Genomic DNA, 16,454 nt, shown 5'->3' on the forward strand with positions numbered 1-16,454 from the left:
AGCACACCCGAGAGAAAGGACCGGAGATGTCGGAGAAGTACCTCATCGGAGTAGACGGATCTGAGCAGAGCCGGGTGGCGCTCGCGTGGGGTCTCGCGCGGGCGACCGAGCGCGGCGCCTCCGTGGAGCTGCTGCACGTGGCCGACGACTCGTTCCTCTCGGAGAGCGTCGCGTTCCTCTCGGAGGCGCAGGAGGCCTCCGAGCAGATGCTGCAGGGCGAGACGGAGTACGCCCGCAGCCTCGGCTTCGAGGGCCACATCTCGGGCACCGCGGTGGTGGGCCACCCCATCGCCGAGGTCGAGGAGGCCTCCCGGCACGCCGACCTGCTGGTGCTCGGGGCCCACGGCGGCAGCCGCTTCGCCGGTTCGTTCTTCGGCACCCGCGCGGTGAAGGCCGCCGCGACGGCGCACTGCCCCGTCGCGGTGATCCCGAAGCACGAGCCCGGCACCGGCGTGGTCGTCGGCGTGGACGGTTCGGACGCCTCCAAGCGCGCCATCGCCTTCGCGGCCGAGGAGGCCTCGCTGCGCGGCGCGCCGCTCATCGCGGTGTACGCCTGGATGCCTCCCCTGACCCCCGGCCTCGAGTACCTGTGGAGCGAGGAGCTCGTCGAGTCCCAGCGCGCCGCCGCGGAGGAGGCGATCGCCATCGGCGTCGCCGGTCTCGCGGAGCGCTACCCGGACCTCGAGGTGCGCCGCGAGATCGTGCAGTCGCCGCCCGTGGCCGCCCTCGTGCAGGCCGCGGAGCACGCCGAGCTGCTCGTCGTCGGCAGCCGCGGCCGCGGCGGCATCTCGCGCCTGCTGCTCGGCTCCGTGAGCCACGGCGTACTGCAGGCCCTGCCCTGCCCGGTGGTGGTCACCCGGGCGTGAGCCGGAACCCGAGGGGTCCCGGATGAGGACCGCCCGATCCCTGGCCCTGCTCGCGGTGGGCGCGGCGCTCCTGCTCGCGCCCACCGCCTGCACCCCGGCGTCCTCCGGCGGATCGGGCACTGGCGGCTCGACGACGCGGACGCCCTCCACGGACGCCTCGGCCTCCCCCTCCCCGGCTCCGGAGGCGCCGAACCCGGCTGAGGCGCGCCATCGACGGGCGGTTGAGCTGGTCGCCGCCGCGTCCACCCGCGAGAACGTCGCGAGCGTGCTGATGGCGACCGCCCCCGGCGCCGATCCCGACGCGCTGGGCGCGTTCATGGACGATCACGGCCTCGGCGGCTTCATCCTGATGGGCGACAACGTGCCGGGCTCGCCGGAGGAGCTCGCCGTCATCACTGCGAGGCTCTCCCCCGACCGCGTCTATCCCGCGCTCATCGCCATCGACGAGGAGGGCGGGATGGTGACCCGCCTGCCCTGGGACGACCTCCCCGGTGCCGACACCCTCAAGCACGAGGAGCCCGCGGCCGCCGAGCGCGCCTTCGCCGACCGCGCCGCGCTGCTCGCCGAGGCGGGCGCCAACGTGAACTTCGGGATCGTCGCCGATGTGGCCGCCGACCCGGGCGGCTTCATCCACCCCCGCGCGCTCGGCACGACACCGGCCGACAGCGCCGCGCGGGTCGCCGCGGCCGTGCGCGGGGAGCACGGCGTCGTGTTCTCCACGCTCAAGCACTTCCCCGGCCACGGCGCGGCGCCGGGAGACTCGCACGCGCAGATCCCGGCATCCGGCGTGACGCTCGAGGAGTGGAGGACCGGCGACGCGCAGCCGTTCCGCGCCGGCATCGACGCCGGCGCGGAACTCCTGATGTTCGGTCATCTCGCCTTCACCGCCGTCGACCCGGCCCCGGCCTCCCTCTCGGCCGAGTGGCATCGCCTCGCCCGGGAGGAGCTCGGGTTCGCGGGCGTCGCCGTCTCCGACGACCTGGGCATGCTGCTCTCCTCCGGAATCGACGAGTACCGGGATCCGGTGCGGAACGCCGCGGCGGCCCTCGCAGCAGGAAACGACCTGCTCGTGCTCGTCGCGGGCTCCGACGAGGCGACGCTGCGCGCGACGATCGACGGGCTGACCGCCGAGGTCGACGAGGGGCGGATCCCCCGGCAGCGCCTCGAGGAGGCCGCGGTGCGGGTCGCCGAGCTGCGTCTCGAGGCCGGCGAGCGCGCGAGCGCGCGACCGCCGACCGGACGGGCGATCGCCGACCGCTAGGGTGGATGGACGAGGAAGGGCGGAACGGCATGTCAGAGGTGCGGATCGATCGGGTGGTCACGAGCGGGCACATCGGGGCGGGCAGGCCCGGCTTCCCGCCCGAGGGCGTCGAACTCGAGAACAACGTGTGGGTGATCGGCGACGACGACACGGCCATCGTGATCGACGCCGCCCACGACGCCGAGGCGATCGCGCGGGCCGTCGGGGAGCGCCAGGCGCTCGGGATCCTGCTCACGCACGGGCACGAGGACCACGTGAACGCCGCGCTCGCGACCGCGGCGCTGCTCGACACCCACCTCTATCTGCATCCGGCCGACCTGTTCCTCTGGGAGCAGACCCACGGCGCAGAGACTCCGGACTTCGAACTCGCCGACGGCGCGGTCTTCGCGGTGGCCGGCGCGGAGATCGTGACGCTGCACACGCCCGGGCACACGCCGGGATCCGTCTGCTTCGCCGTCCCGGCCCTCGGCACCGTGTTCTCCGGTGACACGCTCTTCCGAGGCGGGCCGGGCGCCACCCGGTGGGACTACTCCAGCTTCGAGCAGATCGTCGCCTCGATCCGGGGCCGACTGTTCGCCCTGCCGGCCGAGACGAGCGCGCGGCCCGGCCACGGCGACAGCACGACGATCGGGCAGGAGCAGCCCGATCTCGAGGCGTGGCTCGCCCGCGGCTGGTAGGCGGGAGTCGTTGCAGACCGCACTCCTGCGCCGCAACCTCGCGCTCTTCGCGCTCGCGCTCGGCGGCTTCGGCATCGGCGTCACCGAGTTCGCCGCCATGGGCCTGCTGCCGGACATCGCACGCGAGCTGATCCCCGGGTTCGAGCAGTCCCCCGATACCGCCATCGCGCAGGCCGGCGCGCTCATCTCCGCCTACGCCCTCGGCGTCGTCGTCGGAGCCCCCACCTTCGCCGTGCTCGCGGCGCGCATGTCGCAGAGCCGCCTGGCGTTCTGGCTGCTCGGGCTGTTCATCGTCGGCACGGTCGCCTCGGCGTTCATGCCCACCTTCGGCACGCTCGCGCTCTTCCGCTTCGTTGCGGCGCTGCCCCACGGCGCGTACTTCGGCGTGGCCTCGCTGCTCGCCGCCCGCATCATGGGCCCCGGCAGCCAGGGGCGCGGCGTGGCGCTCGCGATGTCCGGGCTCACCATAGCGAACGTGTTCGGTGTGCCCATCGCCACCTGGCTGGGCCAGGCGTTCGGATGGCGCATCGCCCTCGTCTTCGTCGCACTGATCTTCGCGGCCGCGCTGCTGCTGGGCCTCGCCTTCCTCCCCCGCTTCCCGGGCAACCCGGATCGCAGCCCGCTCAAGGAGCTCTCCGCCCTGCGCAACCCGCGCACCTGGATCATGATCGCGGTCGGCTCGGTCGGCTTCGGCGGCTTCTTCGCGGTCTACTCCTACATCGCGGAGGTCACGACCCGCGAGACCGGCCTCGATCCGGGCGCCGTCCCCTGGGTGCTGGCCTGCCTCGGTGTCGGGATGACCCTCGGCAACCTGATCGGCGGGTGGGCGAGCGACCGCGATCTGCGGCGCACCATCACCTGGGGCTTCGTGTCGTTCATCGCGGTGCTCGCGATCTACACCCAGCTGGCGCGGTTCCCGGTGGGGCTCTTCGTCTGCGTCTTCCTCCTCGGCCTCACGTCTTCCATGCTGATCCCCTCGATCCAGATGCGCCTGATCCGCATCTCCGATGAGGCGGCCCTCCTCGGTGCCGCGGTGAATCACGCGGCCTTCAACATCGGCAACAGCCTCGGCGCCTGGCTCGGCGGCGTCGTGATCGCGGGCGGGCTCGGGTACCTCGCGCCCGGCTGGGTCGGAGCCGCGCTCGGGGCGCTCGGCTTCGCGCTCGCCCTGCTCAGCCTCGCGGTCGAGCGCCGCGACAAGGCCCGGGACCTGAACACCGTGGGGATCCCGATCCGGGACGCCTGACGGGAGCGGGCGCCGACGCTACGCGGGGTACAGCGGGTTGTGGCCCGCGAGGATCCGCTCCCGCTCCGGGACCGGACCCGGAGCGCTGCCCTCGCCGAACGGGGAGCCGCCGAGGCGCTCCCGCCCGTGCGGCTCGAGCCAGTTCGCCAGGTCCGGCCCGGCCGGCACGATGCGGGTCGGATTGATGTCGGTGTGCGTGGCGTGGTAGTGGCGCTTGATCTGCACGAAATCCACGGTGTCGCCGAAGCCCGGGGTCTGGAACAGGTCGCGCGCGTAGGCCCAGAGCCGATCCATCTCGGCCAGCTTGTTGCGGTTGGTCTTGAAGTGCCCGTGATACACCGCGTCGAATCGCACGAGTGTCGTGAAGAGGCGCACATCGGCCTCGGTGATCGTGTCGCCGACGAGGTACCGGCTGCCGGCCAGCCGGTCCTCGAGCCAGTCCATCGCCTCCCACAGTCGGGCGTAGGCCGCATCGTAGGCGTCCTGGCTCCCCGCGAAGCCGCACCGGTACACCCCGTTGTTGATCTCGGTGAACACGCGCTCGATCACCGGCCACATCTCCGGGAGCCGATCCGCGGGCAGCAGATCGGGCGCGCCCTCGCGGTGGAACTGCCGCCACTGCGTCGAGAAGTCGAGTGTGATCTGCGGATAGTCGTTGGTGACCACCGCCCCGCTGGGCACGTCGACGATCGCGGGTACCGTGATGCCGCGCGGATAGTCGGGGAAACGCGCGAAGTAGTTCTGCTGCAGGCGCTCGGTGCCGAGCACGGGATCGACACCGCCGATGTTCTCGGGGGATCCCTCGAGGTCGAAGGTCCACGAGCGCGCGTCGTGCACGGGGCCCGGGCGCCCGAGCGAGATCACGTCCTCGAGCCCGAGCAGCCGTCGCACGATCACGGTGCGATTGGCCCAGGGGCAGGCGGCGGCCGCCACGAGCCGGTAGCGGCCCGGCTCCACCGGCCAGGCCTCCGCATCCGGGGCGAGGCCGTATCCGACGGAGCCGATCTTCGAGGTCGGCGGAGCGGGCAGCGCGCGCACGGCCGCCGGATCCGCCACGATGCGATCCTCGATGTACTGGGTGTCGCGCTCGAACGGCTCTCCGCTCGCCACGTAGCCGCCCATGGTCTGCTCCTCCGACATGATCCCGTCCTCCCGCTCGATGCTGCCAGCCTAGATCGTCCCGCCGTCCCGCGTTCCTTCGGTTCGGGCTCCTGCGGCTGAGGCTCCTCCGGCCGGGGCTCCGGATCCCGCGGCCCGGGGATCGTCGGCGAGGGTGCGGAACTCCCGATCGTGGTACACCATGGGCTCGTGCGCGTCGCCGAAGCGGGCGTCGAGCACCTCGGCGACGACGATCACGGACGCGCCCACGCCCAGCGAGTGCAGCGTGCGGCAGCGCAGCGCGACCCGAGACTCGGGCAGGTAGGGTTCGCCCGTGGGCAGCTCGGTCCACCCCTGCTCGGGGGTGAAGCGCTCCGCCCCCGAGATCGCGAACGAGCGCGCGACGTCGGCGTGCCGCGCGTCGAGCAGGTGCACGAGGTAGCTGTCGGCGCCCAGGATCCCGCCGGCGCTGCCGGTCGCGCGCGTCACCGAGAAGGAGATCGCGGGCGGATCGATGCCGACGGAGGCGACACTCGACGCGGTGAGTCCCACCGGCCCCTCGTCGGTCTGCGCGGTGATCAGCGCGACACCCGTCGGGTGCTCCCTGAACGCCCGTTTAAGCGCCTCGGCCCCGGTCTCCATATCGATGGCGCGTTCCGATCCGCTCACGTCCGACCCCATTCCGATGTCTCCCTTCCCGCCGCGCTCCCGTTCGATCCGGGCGCGGTCCACGGCATCCTCAACATAGCGGCTCCCGTGAACATTCCGAAGCGGCCGCTGGCCACCGCCGCGGCCTCGCGGGCGCTCCCTCCACCGCTCCCCTGCCCTCCCGGCCTCCGCGAGCGTACTCTGGTGTCATGAAGCTGCGCGAGATCCCCCTGACCACCATCGACGGCGACACGACGACGCTCGCGGAGTACGCCGACCGCGCGGTGCTCGTCGTCAACGTGGCATCGCGCTGCGGGCTGACCCCGCAGTACACGAAGCTCGAGGAGCTGCAGCGGCGGTACGGGGATCGGGGCCTCACGGTGCTCGGCTTCCCGTGCAACCAGTTCATGAACCAGGAGCCGGGCGACGCCGAGGAGATCAAGACCTTCTGCTCGACGAGCTACGGGGTCACGTTCCCGCTCATGGCGAAGGTGCGCGTCAACGGGCGCCGCAAGCACCCGCTCTACGAGCTGCTGCACGAGGTGCCCGATGCCGCGGGCAGGACCGGCCGGGTCAAGTGGAACTTCGAGAAGTTCGTGGTGGCGCCAGACGATTCGATCGCCCGCTTCCGGCCGACGGTGGAGCCCGACGATCCGGCCGTGATCGACGCGATCGAGGCCGCCCTGCCGCGCTGAGCCCGGCCGGGCACGAGTCGCGTCGAGCGGGCGGGTTCCCGGGCTCGGCGACGCGGGCGGCGATAGGGTGGACGCTGACTCATCATCACGAGGGGCGCATCGCGCCGGGAAGGGGGCACCATGGTGCTCGAGGTCGGCGCGCAGGCGCCGGATTTCACGCTGTCGGATCAGCACGGCGAGGAGCTGACGCTGTCGGAGCTCGTCGCGGAGGGGCCGGTCGCGCTGGTCTTCTTCCCGCTCGCGTTCTCGGGCATCTGCACCGGTGAGCTGTGCGAGCTGCGCGACAATCTGTCGGTGTTCTCCGACAGCAAGGTGCGGCTGGTGGGCGTCTCGGTCGACTCCGTGTACGCGCTGAAGGCGTGGGCCGAGCAGGAGGGCTACGAGTTCTCGATCCTCTCCGACTTCTGGCCGCACGGCGCGGTGGCGCAGCAGTACGGCGTGTTCGTCGAGGAGGCCGGCATCGCGACGCGCGCGACGCTCGTGATCGGCGAGGATCGGCGTGTGCTCGCCTCCTTCGAGACGGCACCGGGTCAGCCCCGCGATTTCTCGGCGTACCGCGAAGCGCTCGCGGCGCTCTGAGCGTCGACGCGCACGAGCGGCGGGCGAACACCCGCTAGGCTTGTGCAGGTCCGTTCCCCGGGTTCGTCCCGCGGGCGCGGACGGGGGCCTGTAGCTCAGCTGGTAGAGCGCCACGTTTACACCGTGGATGTCGTCGGTTCGATCCCGGCCGGGCCCACCTCTCCCTCAATCCCCGTCCCCGCGTCCGGCCTCAGTCCACTCGGCTGGTGCCCAGGCGGGAGACCATGGCGGGGTCTCGGTGGTCGAAGAACAGCGAACCGCCCTGGTCGAGACCGGCGATGGTCTCCATCTCGCCGGGGGCGAGTTCGAAGTCGAACACATCGAGGTTCTGCCGGATGCGCTCCGGAGTGACCGATTTGGGGATCGCGACGACATCCGACTGGATGAGCCACCGCAGCACCACCTGCGCGATGGACTTGCGGTGGGCCTCGGCGATCGGCGCGAGCACGGCGTGCGTGAAGATGCCGTTGCGGCCCTCGGCGAACGGCCCCCACGACTCGTGCTGCACCCCGTGCTCCACCATGAGCGCATGGTCCTCCGCACGCTGATGGAACGGGTGGGTCTCGATCTGATTGACCGCCGGAACGATCGCGTTGTTGAGGATCAGGTCGAGGAGCCGGTCGGAGTGGAAGTTCGACACCCCGATGGCCCGGGTTCGGCCGTCCCCGTAGAGGCCCTCCATGGCCCGCCACTCCGAGTAGTAGTCGCCATAGGGCTGGTGGATCAGATACAGGTCGAGATGATCGAGCCCGAGCTTCGACAACGACGATTCGAAGGCGCGGACGGCGCGCTCCTCGCCGGCGCCGCCGGGCCCGCTGTCCTGCACCCAGAGCTTGGTGGTGACGAACAGCTCGTCGCGCGGGATCCCGCTCGCGGCGATCGCGCGGCCGACCGCCTCCTCGTTCCCGTAGCCGGCGGCGGTGTCGAGGAGCCGGTACCCGGCTTCGAGCGCGGCCGACACGGCCCGTTCGGTCTCGGGGACGGGGATCTGGTAGACCCCGTATCCGAGGACGGGCATGACGACGCCGTTGTTCAAGGTCACGGTCTGCATGATGCGGCTCCTCCCGGGAGGCCGCTCGACCCGGGCCGGGTCGGAAGCAGCGGCGTTCCCGTGCATCCATTGGAGCGCAAGACGCGGATCTGCGATAGTCGCGGTTCTGACGAGCGGGCCTCGATGCGACGACCACCGCGTTCCTCGAGTCGCGCGACTAGCCCGCGACGGTCGCGACGACGCAGATCGCGAGCATGCCGAACCAGGCGAGCGCTCCGACCAGCGCGTGGAGCGCGGGGACGGGGCGCCGGAAGCTCAGCACGTCGCCGCTCACGGCGCGATACCCGGCCTCGGCCGCGCCCGGATGCCGGGCTCGATGGGAGGCGAACATCAGCAGGTCGCCGAGCACCTGCCCCGCCGTGATCACGGCGAAGGCGATCCACCCGAGCGGCACCGCGCCCGTGATCGCGAACGCCGTCCAGATCCCGATGCTCAGGATCTGGAGCACGACGTGAGCGGTGATCCTCCCGGCCGGGAAGCCGGCCGCGCGGTGGCGCGACCAGACGAGGAGCGCCGCCAGGCCGAGGCCGGCGGTGATCAGCAGGAGGGCGAGATCGGCGATCGCCCAGACGACGATGGGCATGAGACTAGATTACTACGGATGTAGTAGCCAGGGAACTACGGATGTAGTTATGCTGGTGGCATGACCTCCAATCGGGATCGGGCGCTGACCGCCGCGATCGAGATCCTCGCCGACGAGGGCGTCCGCGCGCTCACCCACCGGCGCGTCGACGAGCGGGCGGGACTCCCCCAGGGATCGGCCTCGAACGCCTTCCGGACGCGCGAGGCGCTGCTGCTCGGCATCACCGAGCGCATGGCCGGCGCCGAGCTCCCCGCGGTCTCCGAGTCCCTCGCGGCCGGGTCGCCGGAGGAGCTCGCGGACGCGCTGCACGAATTGTTCGCGCAGCAGGTCGGGCCGCTGCGCACGCAGACCGCCGCCCGCCTCGCGCTGTTCGTCGAGGCCGGGCACGACGACGCGATCCGCGCGGCTCTCGGCCGCGGCCGATCGGTGGTCGTCGAACCGCTCCGCTCCGCCTTCGCCGCGCTCGGAGCCCCCGATCCCGACCTCGCCGTGCATCTCGTGGCGAGCTGCTTCGAGGGGCTCTTCCTGCACGCGCTCGGGCGTCGCGCCGACCTCGACCCCCGTCCGGTCATCACCGCCGCCGTGCGCGGGGCGCTGATCGGCTGACCGAGCGGAGGCGCTCGGCCTCGCTCAGCGGACCTGCCCCTTCTTGGCGGCGAGCCGCACCTGCAGCTTGGAACCGCCGTTCGGGATCGGGATCCGCTCGAGCTCGAACAGCCCGATCGCCTCGATCAGATCTCCGAGTTTCGCGTACCCCCAGTTGCGCGAATCGAAATCGGGGGACTGCTTCCGAATGGTCGAACCGACGTTCGAGAGGTTGGCCCACCCGTCCTCGTCGGCACCCCCCGCGATGCCGGAGCGCAGCAGATTCATCAAGCGCGTGTCGCCGCGGAGCGCGTGGGGCGCGGTCTTGTCCGGTCCCGGTGCGCCGGCCTCGATCCTGGCATCATCCGGCTCGCGCGATCCGCGCGCGGATGGAACGGCCTCCACCCCGTCGACCCGCAACGCGTCGAGATAGGTGAACACATCGCAGGCGTTCACGAACGGCGTCGGGGTCTTCCGCTCCCCGAAGCCGAACACTTGGGCCCCCGATTCGCGCAGACGGGCCGCCAACCGGGTGAAGTCGCTGTCCGAGGAGACGAGCGCGAACCCGTCGAGCCTGTTCTGATGCAGCAGGTCCATGGCGTCGATGATGAGCGCACTGTCGGTCGCGTTCTTGCCGGTCGTGTAGGAGAACTGCTGGATCGGCTGGATCGAATACTCGTTGGCGGCGGACTTCCAGCCGCGCAGACGGTCCGTCGTCCAGTCGCCGTACATCCGGCGCACCGAGGTCGTGCCGTATCTCGCCAGTTCTGCAAGGACGTTCGCGATGTGATCCGCGCTCACGTTGTCGGAGTCGATCAGAACGGCGATGCGGGAAGAGCTCTCTGCCATAGGAGCATCCTGGCACATCCCCCCTGCCCGCCTCTCCCGCCCGCAGGCTTGTGCGAACATCACACCTCCCACAAGGAATGTGCGGGTTTCATGGTGGACATTCGCTAGTCTGGACCTACGCCCGCGAATCATCGCGGGAGTCTCTCGTGCCGTGCCCGGACGCAGGAACCCGCTCCGCGGCCGCACAACCTCATGGTGAATGGAGCACAATCTTGGCTGTGAACACGCAGGATCCGTACGCACCGGACAGCGATGACGTGGATCCGCAGGAGACCTCGGAGTGGCGCGATTCGCTCGACGCCGTGGTCGAAGAGCGCGGCGCCGGCCGCGGCCGCGAGATCATGACGAGCCTGCTCGATCGATCCCGCCAGCTCCACCTCAACGTGCCGCAGGTGCCGACGACCGACTACGTCAACACGATCGCCTCGAGCGACGAGCCCGACTTCCCCGGCGACCACGACATCGAGCGCCAGTACCGGTCCTGGATCCGCTGGAACGCGGCCATGACCGTGCACCGCGCCCAGCGCCCGGGCATCGGCGTCGGCGGCCACATCTCCACCTACGGCTCGGCGGCCTCGCTCTACGAGGTCGGCTTCAACCACTTCTTCCGCGGCCAGGACCACCCGGGCGGCGGCGACCAGATCTTCGTGCAGGGCCACGCCTCCCCCGGCGTCTACGCGCGCGCCTTCCTCGAGGGCCGCCTCACCGAGGACCAGCTCGACGGCTTCCGCCAGGAGAAGTCGCACGCGCCCAACGGCCTGCCGAGCTACCCGCACCCGCGCCTGCTGCCCGACTTCTGGCAGTTCCCGACCGTGTCGATGGGCATCGGCCCCATCAACGCCATCTACCAGGCGCAGTTCAACAAGTACCTCACCAATCGCGGTATCAAGGACGCCTCCGACCAGCACGTGTGGGCCTTCCTCGGCGACGGCGAGATGGACGAGGTCGAGAGCCGCGGCCAGCTGCAGGTCGCCGCGAACGAGGGCCTCGACAACCTCACCTTCGTGATCAACTGCAACCTGCAGCGCCTCGACGGGCCCGTGCGCGGCAACGGCAAGATCATCCAGGAGCTCGAGAGCTTCTTCCGCGGCGCCGGCTGGAACGTGATCAAGGTCATCTGGGGGCGCGAGTGGGACGAGCTGCTGAACCGGGACACCGAGGGCGCGCTGCTCAACGTGATGAACACGACCCCCGACGGCGACTACCAGACCTACAAGGCCGAGAACGGCGCCTTCATCCGCAACCACTTCTTCGGCAAGGACGAGCGCGCGCTGCGCCTCGTCGAGGACTACACCGACGACCAGATCTGGCAGCTCCGCCGCGGCGGCCACGACTACCGCAAGGTGTACGCCGCCTACGCCGCCGCGCTCGCGCACAAGGGCCGCCCCACGGTGATCCTCGCGAAGACCGTCAAGGGCTACGGCCTCGGCCCCCACTTCGAGGGCCGCAACGCGACCCACCAGATGAAGAAGATGACGCTGGAGGATCTCAAGCTCTTCCGCGACACCATGCACATCCCCATCTCGGACGCGCAGCTCGAAGCGGATCCCTACCGCCCGCCCTACTACCACCCGGGCGAGAACGACACCACGATCCAGTACATGCACGAGCGCCGTCGCGAGCTCGGCGGGTACCTGCCCGAGCGCCGCTCCCGGCACACGGAGGTCGCCCTCCCCGAGCCGAAGAGCTACGCGATCGCGGCGAAGGGCAGCGGTACGCAGGAGGCCGCGACGACGATGGTGTTCGTGCGCATGCTCAAGGACCTCATGCGCGACAAGGGCTTCGGCTCGCGCTTCGTGCCGATCATCCCCGATGAGGCGCGCACCTTCGGCATGGACTCCTACTTCCCCACCTCGAAGATCTACAACCCGTACGGCCAGAACTACGTCTCGGTCGACCGCGAGCTGCTGCTCGCCTACAAGGAGAGCCCGCAGGGCGTGCTGCTGCACGTCGGCATCAACGAGGCCGGCGCGGCCGCCGCGTTCACCGCTGTGGGCACCTCGTACGCCACCCAGGGCGAGCCGCTGATCCCGATCTACATCTTCTACTCGATGTTCGGCTTCCAGCGCACCGGCGACGCCTTCTGGGCGGCGGGTGACCAGATGGCCCGGGGCTTCATCATCGGCGCCACCGCAGGACGCACCACGCTCACGGGCGAGGGCCTGCAGCACGCCGACGGCCACTCGCTCGCGCTCGCCTCGACGAACCCCGCCGTGATCTCCTACGATCCCGCGTACGGCTACGAGATCGGCCACATCGTGCGCGCCGGCATCGAGCGCATGTACGGCGGCGAGCACCCCGATCCCAACGTCATGTACTACCTCACCGTGTACAACGAGCCGATCGTGCACCCGGCCGAGCCGGAGAACACGGACGTCGAGGGCATCGTGCGCGGCATCCACCGCGTGAGCGAGGCCGGCGAGGGCGCCCACCGCGCCCAGATCCTCGCCTCGGGCGTCGCGGTGCCGTGGGCGATCGAGGCTCAGCAGCTGCTGGCGCGCGACTGGGACGTCGCCGCCGACGTGTGGAGCGTCACGAGCTGGAACGAGCTGCAGCGCGACGGCATCGCCGCGGATCAGCACAACTTCCGCCACGCGGATCAGGAGCCGCGGGTGCCCTACCTCACCCAGAAGCTGCAGGACGCGGAGGGTCCGTTCGTCGCGGTGAGCGACTGGGCGACGATGGTGCCGGATCAGATCCGCGCCTACGTGCCGGGCGACTACTCGGTGCTCGGGGCCGACGGCTTCGGCTTCTCCGACACCCGCGCCGCCGCGCGCCGCTACTTCGGCATCGACCGCGAGTCGGTGGTGGTGCGAGTGCTGCAGCGCCTCGCCGCGCAGGGCGCGATCGACGCCGAGGTGCCCCTCAGGGCGGCCGAGCAGTACCGCCTGAACGACGTGAACGCCGGCACCACCGGCGGCGCGGGCGGGGAGTCCTGATGGCGGAGGCGGAAGCGTAGGCGGACCGATTCACATGGATCGCACGAAAGAGCAGGAGCTCGCCTGGCTGAAGACCATCACCGGCGAGCTCTCCACCCGCATCATCACACGGCTCGACGACACCCTGCCCTGGTACGGCAACATGCCGCCGAGCCGCAGGTCGGCGGTCGGCCTCGTCGCGCAGACCGGGATCGCGTCGTTCATCCAGTGGTACGAGGATCCCTCCTCCACGCCCTGGATCGCGTCGGACGTGTTCAGCGCGGCGCCGCGCGAGCTGCTGCGCTCGATCAGCCTGCAGGAGACCCTGCAGCTGATCCGCGTGGTGGTCTCGGTAGTCGAGGAGCGCGCGGCGCCCCGCAGCGAAGCACTGCGGGAGGCCGTGCTGCACTACTCGCGCGACGTGGCCTTCGCCGCGGCCGACGTGTACGCCCGCGCCGCCGAGGCGCGCGGGCTGTGGGACGCGCGCCTCGAGGCGCTCGTGGTCGACTCGATCCTCACCGGCGAGAGCGACGACGAGCTGCCGAGCCGGATCGCGGCCCTCGGCTGGCACGGCGAGGGCGAGGCCGCGGTGCTCGTGGGCACCGCGGAGCGGTCCGTCGACGTGGACCAGCTGCGCCGCACCGCCAGGCACGCGGGCGCGGACGTGCTGATCGGCCTGCAGGGCACCCGGCTCGTGCTGGTGCTCGGCCGGGTCGAGGCGCCGCCGAAGGATCCGTCGACCGCGCCCGAGCCGCTCGGCTTCCTCGAGATCGCGCAGCGGCTCGCAGACGGCTTCTCCGACGGGCCGCTGGTCCTCGGCCCGGCCGTGGAGAACCTCGTCGACGCCTCGCGCAGCGCGCGTGCGGCGCTCGCGGGGGTCGCGGTGGCCCGGTCGTGGCGGCATGCGCCGCGGCCCGTGCTCGCCGACGACCTGCTGCCCGAGCGCGCGCTCGCGGGCGACGGCCTCGCGCGGCGCACGCTCATCGAGCAGATCTACGAGCCCCTCGCGGCGCACTCGGGCGAGCTGCTCGAGACGCTGTGGTGCTACCTCGACAACGGCCGGTCGCTCGAGGCGACCGCGCGCGAGCTGTTCGTGCACCCCAACACCGTGCGCTATCGGTTGAAGAAGGTCTCCGAGGTGATCGGCTGGAACGCGACCGGCGCACGCGAGGCGCTGATCCTCCAGTCCGCGCTCATCGCGGGCTCGATCGCCCAGCACCAGGGCCGCCGCGGCAGACAGCGCTGAACCCCACCGTCCGGCGATGAGGATCCCGGCGATACTCCCTGAGCTTCCCGACGACTCCCCTGCGGTTTCCGACAACATTTTCCGCGGAACATGATGGAGAATATGCAGGATCCCACGCCCCGATCTGAGAAACTTGAACACGTGATTGTCATCGCATGCCCTGGACAGGGCTCACAGACCCCCGGATTCCTGAACGAGTGGCTCGAGCTCCCCGGCGCTCGGGACTTCCTCGGCGAGGCCTCGGAGCGCGCCGGCGTGGATCTCGTGCAGCACGGCACCGTGAGCGACGCCGACACCATCCGCGACACCGCGGTGGCCCAGCCGCTCATCGTGGCCGCCAGCCTGCTGGCGTGGCGCGAGCTGTCGGCCCGCACCGCACTCGGCGACGCCGGTGTGGCGGGCCACTCGGTCGGCGAGTTCGCAGCCGCCGCCGCCGCGGGCATCCTCTCTGAAGGAGAGGCTCTGCAGCTCGTGGGCGTGCGCGGGCGCGCCATGGCCCGCGCCGCCGCGCAGGCCCGGACGGGGATGTCCGCCGTGGTCGGCGGGGTCGAGGCCGACGTGCTCGCGAAGATCGAGGCACACGGCCTCACCCCGGCCAACCGCAACGGCGGCGGCCAGATCGTCGCGGCCGGTGCGCTGGACGCGCTGGCCGGGCTGGCCGAGGACGCACCGCGCGGCGCCCGGGTGATCCCGCTGCAGGTCGCCGGGGCCTTCCACACGGACTACATGGCGAGCGCGATCCCGGTGCTGCGCGAGGCCGCCGAGGCCGTCTCCCCCGCCGATCCGAAGCATCCCGTCTGGAGCAACGCCGACGGCGCGCGCGTGTCCGACGGCGCGCGCTTCGTCGAGCTGCTCGTCTCGCAGGTGGCGAACCCGGTGCGGTGGGACGCGTGCATGGAGAGCTTCCAGCAGGCCGGCATCACGGGACTCGTCGAGCTCGCCCCCGCCGGCGCGCTCACCGGCATCGCGAAGCGGGCGCTCAAGGGCGTGCCGAGCGTCGCGATCAAGTCCCCCGCCGATCTCGACGCCGCGGTCGCGCTCCTCGCCGACGCCGCCTAGACCGGCACACAGCCTGACGAAAGGACTCACGCCCATGGCATCACTGGTGCAGCCCACGGGTCCCGCGCACACGCGGATCCTCGCCCTCGGGGCCGCTCGCGGAGATCTCGACGTGCCCAACGACGATCTGGTCGGACCGATCGACTCCTCCGACGAGTGGATCCGTCAGCGCACCGGCATCGTGCAGCGCCGCCGCGCGAGCGCGTCGATCGGAGCGGTCGATCTCGCCGTCGCCGCCGGCGAGGAGGCGATCGCCGAGTCCGGGCTCGACCGCTCGGAGATCGACGGCGTGATCATCTCGACCATCTCGAACGTCGCCGTGACCCCCTCGATGGCCGCACTCGCGGCGTACCGCCTGGGACTGACCCCGGCGGCCGCATTCGACATCTCGGCGGCGTGCGCCGGCTACGTCTACGGCGTGGCCCAGGCCGACGCCCTCGTGCGCGCGGGCACCTGCCGGAACGTGCTCGTCATCGGCTCGGAGAAGCTCTCCGACATCGTCGATCCGGCCGACCGCAGCATCTCGTTCCTGCTGGGCGACGGCGCCGGCGCCGTGATCGTGGGGGCGAGCGACCACCCCGGCATCGGCCCCACCGTGTGGGGCTCCGACGGCGAGAAGTGGGACGCGATCCGCATGACCTCGACGTTCGAGGAGTACCGCAGTAACCCGGGCGAGGTGCCCTGGCCCACCCTGCGGCAGGACGGGCAGACCGTGTTCCGCTGGGCCGTGTGGGAGATGGCGAAGGTCGCGCGTCGCACCCTCGAGGTCTCGGGGCTCGAGCCCGGCGACCTCGCCGCGTTCATCCCCCACCAGGCCAACATGCGCATCGTCGACGAGTTCGCGAAGCAGCTCAAGCTGCCGGAGAGCGTCCTCGTCGCCCGCGACATCGAGATGCAGGGCAACACCTCGGCGGCCTCGGTGCCGCTCGCGATGCACGCGCTGCGAGCGGAGCACCCCGAGCTCTCCGGTGGCCTCGCGCTCACGATCGGCTTCGGCGCCGGCCTCGTGTACGGCGCGCAGGTCGTGGAGATCCCCTGAGCCGAGCGCTCGCGCGCGTCGGTGCCGAGCCGGCGCGATCCGCACGTAAACTTC

Annotated in this window: 16 protein-coding genes and 1 tRNA gene; 12 read left to right on the forward strand and 5 right to left on the reverse strand. The window is 71.2% G+C overall.

Annotation, left to right across the window (positions count from 1 at the left end; all coding sequences use genetic code 11):
* Window positions 1-26: 26 nt before the first annotated feature.
* From ACWKZU_RS13485 to ACWKZU_RS13500, 4 genes are read left to right on the forward strand one after another with little or no spacing between them, the layout of a single operon-like run.
* Window positions 27-866 carry a universal stress protein gene (locus ACWKZU_RS13485; protein ID WP_449282847.1) on the forward strand — a complete coding sequence of 280 codons (840 nt, stop codon included), beginning with the start codon at window positions 27-29 and terminating at the stop codon, window positions 864-866.
* Window positions 867-888: 22 nt separating this feature from the next.
* Window positions 889-2,127 carry a glycoside hydrolase family 3 N-terminal domain-containing protein gene (locus tag ACWKZU_RS13490; RefSeq protein ID WP_449282848.1) on the forward strand — a complete coding sequence of 413 codons (1,239 nt, stop codon included), beginning with the start codon at window positions 889-891 and terminating at the stop codon, window positions 2,125-2,127.
* 29 nt (window positions 2,128-2,156) lie between these two features.
* Window positions 2,157-2,804, forward strand: a complete 648-nt coding sequence (locus ACWKZU_RS13495) for an MBL fold metallo-hydrolase (protein ID WP_449282849.1) — start codon at window positions 2,157-2,159, stop codon at window positions 2,802-2,804.
* 10 nt (window positions 2,805-2,814) lie between these two features.
* A complete protein-coding gene (locus tag ACWKZU_RS13500) occupies window positions 2,815-4,050 on the forward strand; it encodes an MFS transporter (protein WP_449282850.1) in 1,236 nt (411 codons plus the stop codon).
* A gap of 18 nt (window positions 4,051-4,068) precedes the next feature.
* On the opposite strand, the gene ACWKZU_RS13505 is transcribed toward ACWKZU_RS13500, so the two are convergent.
* Together ACWKZU_RS13505 and ACWKZU_RS13510 are read right to left on the reverse strand one after the other, a co-directional pair.
* The gene (locus tag ACWKZU_RS13505; RefSeq protein WP_449282851.1) at window positions 4,069-5,190 is read right to left on the reverse strand and encodes a glutathione S-transferase family protein; all 1,122 of its coding nucleotides are present in this window, start codon (window positions 5,188-5,190) and stop codon (window positions 4,069-4,071) included.
* 30 nt (window positions 5,191-5,220) lie between these two features.
* The gene (locus ACWKZU_RS13510; RefSeq protein WP_449282889.1) at window positions 5,221-5,790 is read right to left on the reverse strand and encodes a flavin reductase family protein; all 570 of its coding nucleotides are present in this window, start codon (window positions 5,788-5,790) and stop codon (window positions 5,221-5,223) included.
* A gap of 215 nt (window positions 5,791-6,005) precedes the next feature.
* On the opposite strand from ACWKZU_RS13510, the gene ACWKZU_RS13515 reads away from it, so the two are divergent.
* The 3 genes from ACWKZU_RS13515 to ACWKZU_RS13525 all read left to right on the forward strand — a co-directional run bounded on the left by ACWKZU_RS13515 (window position 6,006) and on the right by ACWKZU_RS13525 (window position 7,227).
* Window positions 6,006-6,491, forward strand: coding sequence for a glutathione peroxidase (locus tag ACWKZU_RS13515; protein WP_449282852.1), 486 nt, complete (start codon window positions 6,006-6,008; stop codon window positions 6,489-6,491).
* 120 nt (window positions 6,492-6,611) lie between these two features.
* Window positions 6,612-7,070 carry a peroxiredoxin gene (locus tag ACWKZU_RS13520; protein ID WP_449282853.1) on the forward strand — a complete coding sequence of 153 codons (459 nt, stop codon included), beginning with the start codon at window positions 6,612-6,614 and terminating at the stop codon, window positions 7,068-7,070.
* Window positions 7,071-7,154: 84 nt separating this feature from the next.
* Window positions 7,155-7,227, forward strand: a tRNA-Val gene (locus ACWKZU_RS13525).
* Window positions 7,228-7,260: 33 nt separating this feature from the next.
* Here the strand turns inward: ACWKZU_RS13525 and ACWKZU_RS13530 are convergent.
* Both ACWKZU_RS13530 and ACWKZU_RS13535 read right to left on the reverse strand, forming a co-directional pair.
* A complete protein-coding gene (locus tag ACWKZU_RS13530) occupies window positions 7,261-8,121 on the reverse strand; it encodes an aldo/keto reductase (protein WP_449282854.1) in 861 nt (286 codons plus the stop codon).
* 157 nt (window positions 8,122-8,278) lie between these two features.
* A complete protein-coding gene (locus tag ACWKZU_RS13535; protein WP_449282855.1) occupies window positions 8,279-8,704 on the reverse strand; it encodes a hypothetical protein in 426 nt (141 codons plus the stop codon).
* 60 nt (window positions 8,705-8,764) lie between these two features.
* On the opposite strand from ACWKZU_RS13535, the gene ACWKZU_RS13540 reads away from it, so the two are divergent.
* Window positions 8,765-9,310: a TetR/AcrR family transcriptional regulator gene (locus ACWKZU_RS13540; RefSeq protein WP_449282856.1), complete on the forward strand. Its 546-nt coding sequence runs from the start codon at window positions 8,765-8,767 to the stop codon at window positions 9,308-9,310.
* A 24-nt stretch (window positions 9,311-9,334) separates the two neighbouring features.
* On the opposite strand, the gene ACWKZU_RS13545 is transcribed toward ACWKZU_RS13540, so the two are convergent.
* Window positions 9,335-10,138: an NYN domain-containing protein gene (locus ACWKZU_RS13545; protein WP_449282857.1), complete on the reverse strand. Its 804-nt coding sequence runs from the start codon at window positions 10,136-10,138 to the stop codon at window positions 9,335-9,337.
* Window positions 10,139-10,350: 212 nt separating this feature from the next.
* Here ACWKZU_RS13545 and aceE point away from each other — a divergent pair, with 212 nt between their 5' ends.
* From aceE to ACWKZU_RS13565, 4 genes are all read left to right on the forward strand, one after another.
* Window positions 10,351-13,077: a pyruvate dehydrogenase (acetyl-transferring), homodimeric type gene (gene aceE, locus ACWKZU_RS13550; RefSeq protein ID WP_449282858.1), complete on the forward strand. Its 2,727-nt coding sequence runs from the start codon at window positions 10,351-10,353 to the stop codon at window positions 13,075-13,077.
* Window positions 13,078-13,111: 34 nt separating this feature from the next.
* Window positions 13,112-14,302, forward strand: coding sequence for a PucR family transcriptional regulator (locus ACWKZU_RS13555; protein ID WP_449282859.1), 1,191 nt, complete (start codon window positions 13,112-13,114; stop codon window positions 14,300-14,302).
* 141 nt (window positions 14,303-14,443) lie between these two features.
* Window positions 14,444-15,361: an ACP S-malonyltransferase gene (locus ACWKZU_RS13560; RefSeq protein ID WP_449282860.1), complete on the forward strand. Its 918-nt coding sequence runs from the start codon at window positions 14,444-14,446 to the stop codon at window positions 15,359-15,361.
* Window positions 15,362-15,395: 34 nt separating this feature from the next.
* Complete coding sequence (locus ACWKZU_RS13565) at window positions 15,396-16,400, forward strand: beta-ketoacyl-ACP synthase III (RefSeq protein WP_449282861.1); 1,005 nt, start codon at window positions 15,396-15,398, stop codon at window positions 16,398-16,400.
* Window positions 16,401-16,454 lie beyond the last annotated feature (54 nt).

The sequence above is a fragment of the Leucobacter sp. genome (genome assembly GCF_053528595.1).

Coding starts and splice junctions, on each gene's coding strand:
- ACWKZU_RS13485 (WP_449282847.1), top strand. CDS start 27: ATGTCGGAGAAGTACCTCATCGGAGTAGACGGATCTGAGCAGAGCCGG.
- ACWKZU_RS13490 (WP_449282848.1), top strand. CDS start 889: ATGAGGACCGCCCGATCCCTGGCCCTGCTCGCGGTGGGCGCGGCGCTC.
- ACWKZU_RS13495 (WP_449282849.1), top strand. CDS start 2,157: ATGTCAGAGGTGCGGATCGATCGGGTGGTCACGAGCGGGCACATCGGG.
- ACWKZU_RS13505 (WP_449282851.1), bottom strand. CDS start 5,190: ATGTCGGAGGAGCAGACCATGGGCGGCTACGTGGCGAGCGGAGAGCCG.
- ACWKZU_RS13510 (WP_449282889.1), bottom strand. CDS start 5,790: ATGGAGACCGGGGCCGAGGCGCTTAAACGGGCGTTCAGGGAGCACCCG.
- ACWKZU_RS13515 (WP_449282852.1), top strand. CDS start 6,006: ATGAAGCTGCGCGAGATCCCCCTGACCACCATCGACGGCGACACGACG.
- ACWKZU_RS13520 (WP_449282853.1), top strand. CDS start 6,612: ATGGTGCTCGAGGTCGGCGCGCAGGCGCCGGATTTCACGCTGTCGGAT.
- ACWKZU_RS13530 (WP_449282854.1), bottom strand. CDS start 8,121: ATGCAGACCGTGACCTTGAACAACGGCGTCGTCATGCCCGTCCTCGGA.
- ACWKZU_RS13535 (WP_449282855.1), bottom strand. CDS start 8,704: ATGCCCATCGTCGTCTGGGCGATCGCCGATCTCGCCCTCCTGCTGATC.
- ACWKZU_RS13540 (WP_449282856.1), top strand. CDS start 8,765: ATGACCTCCAATCGGGATCGGGCGCTGACCGCCGCGATCGAGATCCTC.
- ACWKZU_RS13545 (WP_449282857.1), bottom strand. CDS start 10,138: ATGGCAGAGAGCTCTTCCCGCATCGCCGTTCTGATCGACTCCGACAAC.
- ACWKZU_RS13555 (WP_449282859.1), top strand. CDS start 13,112: ATGGATCGCACGAAAGAGCAGGAGCTCGCCTGGCTGAAGACCATCACC.
- ACWKZU_RS13565 (WP_449282861.1), top strand. CDS start 15,396: ATGGCATCACTGGTGCAGCCCACGGGTCCCGCGCACACGCGGATCCTC.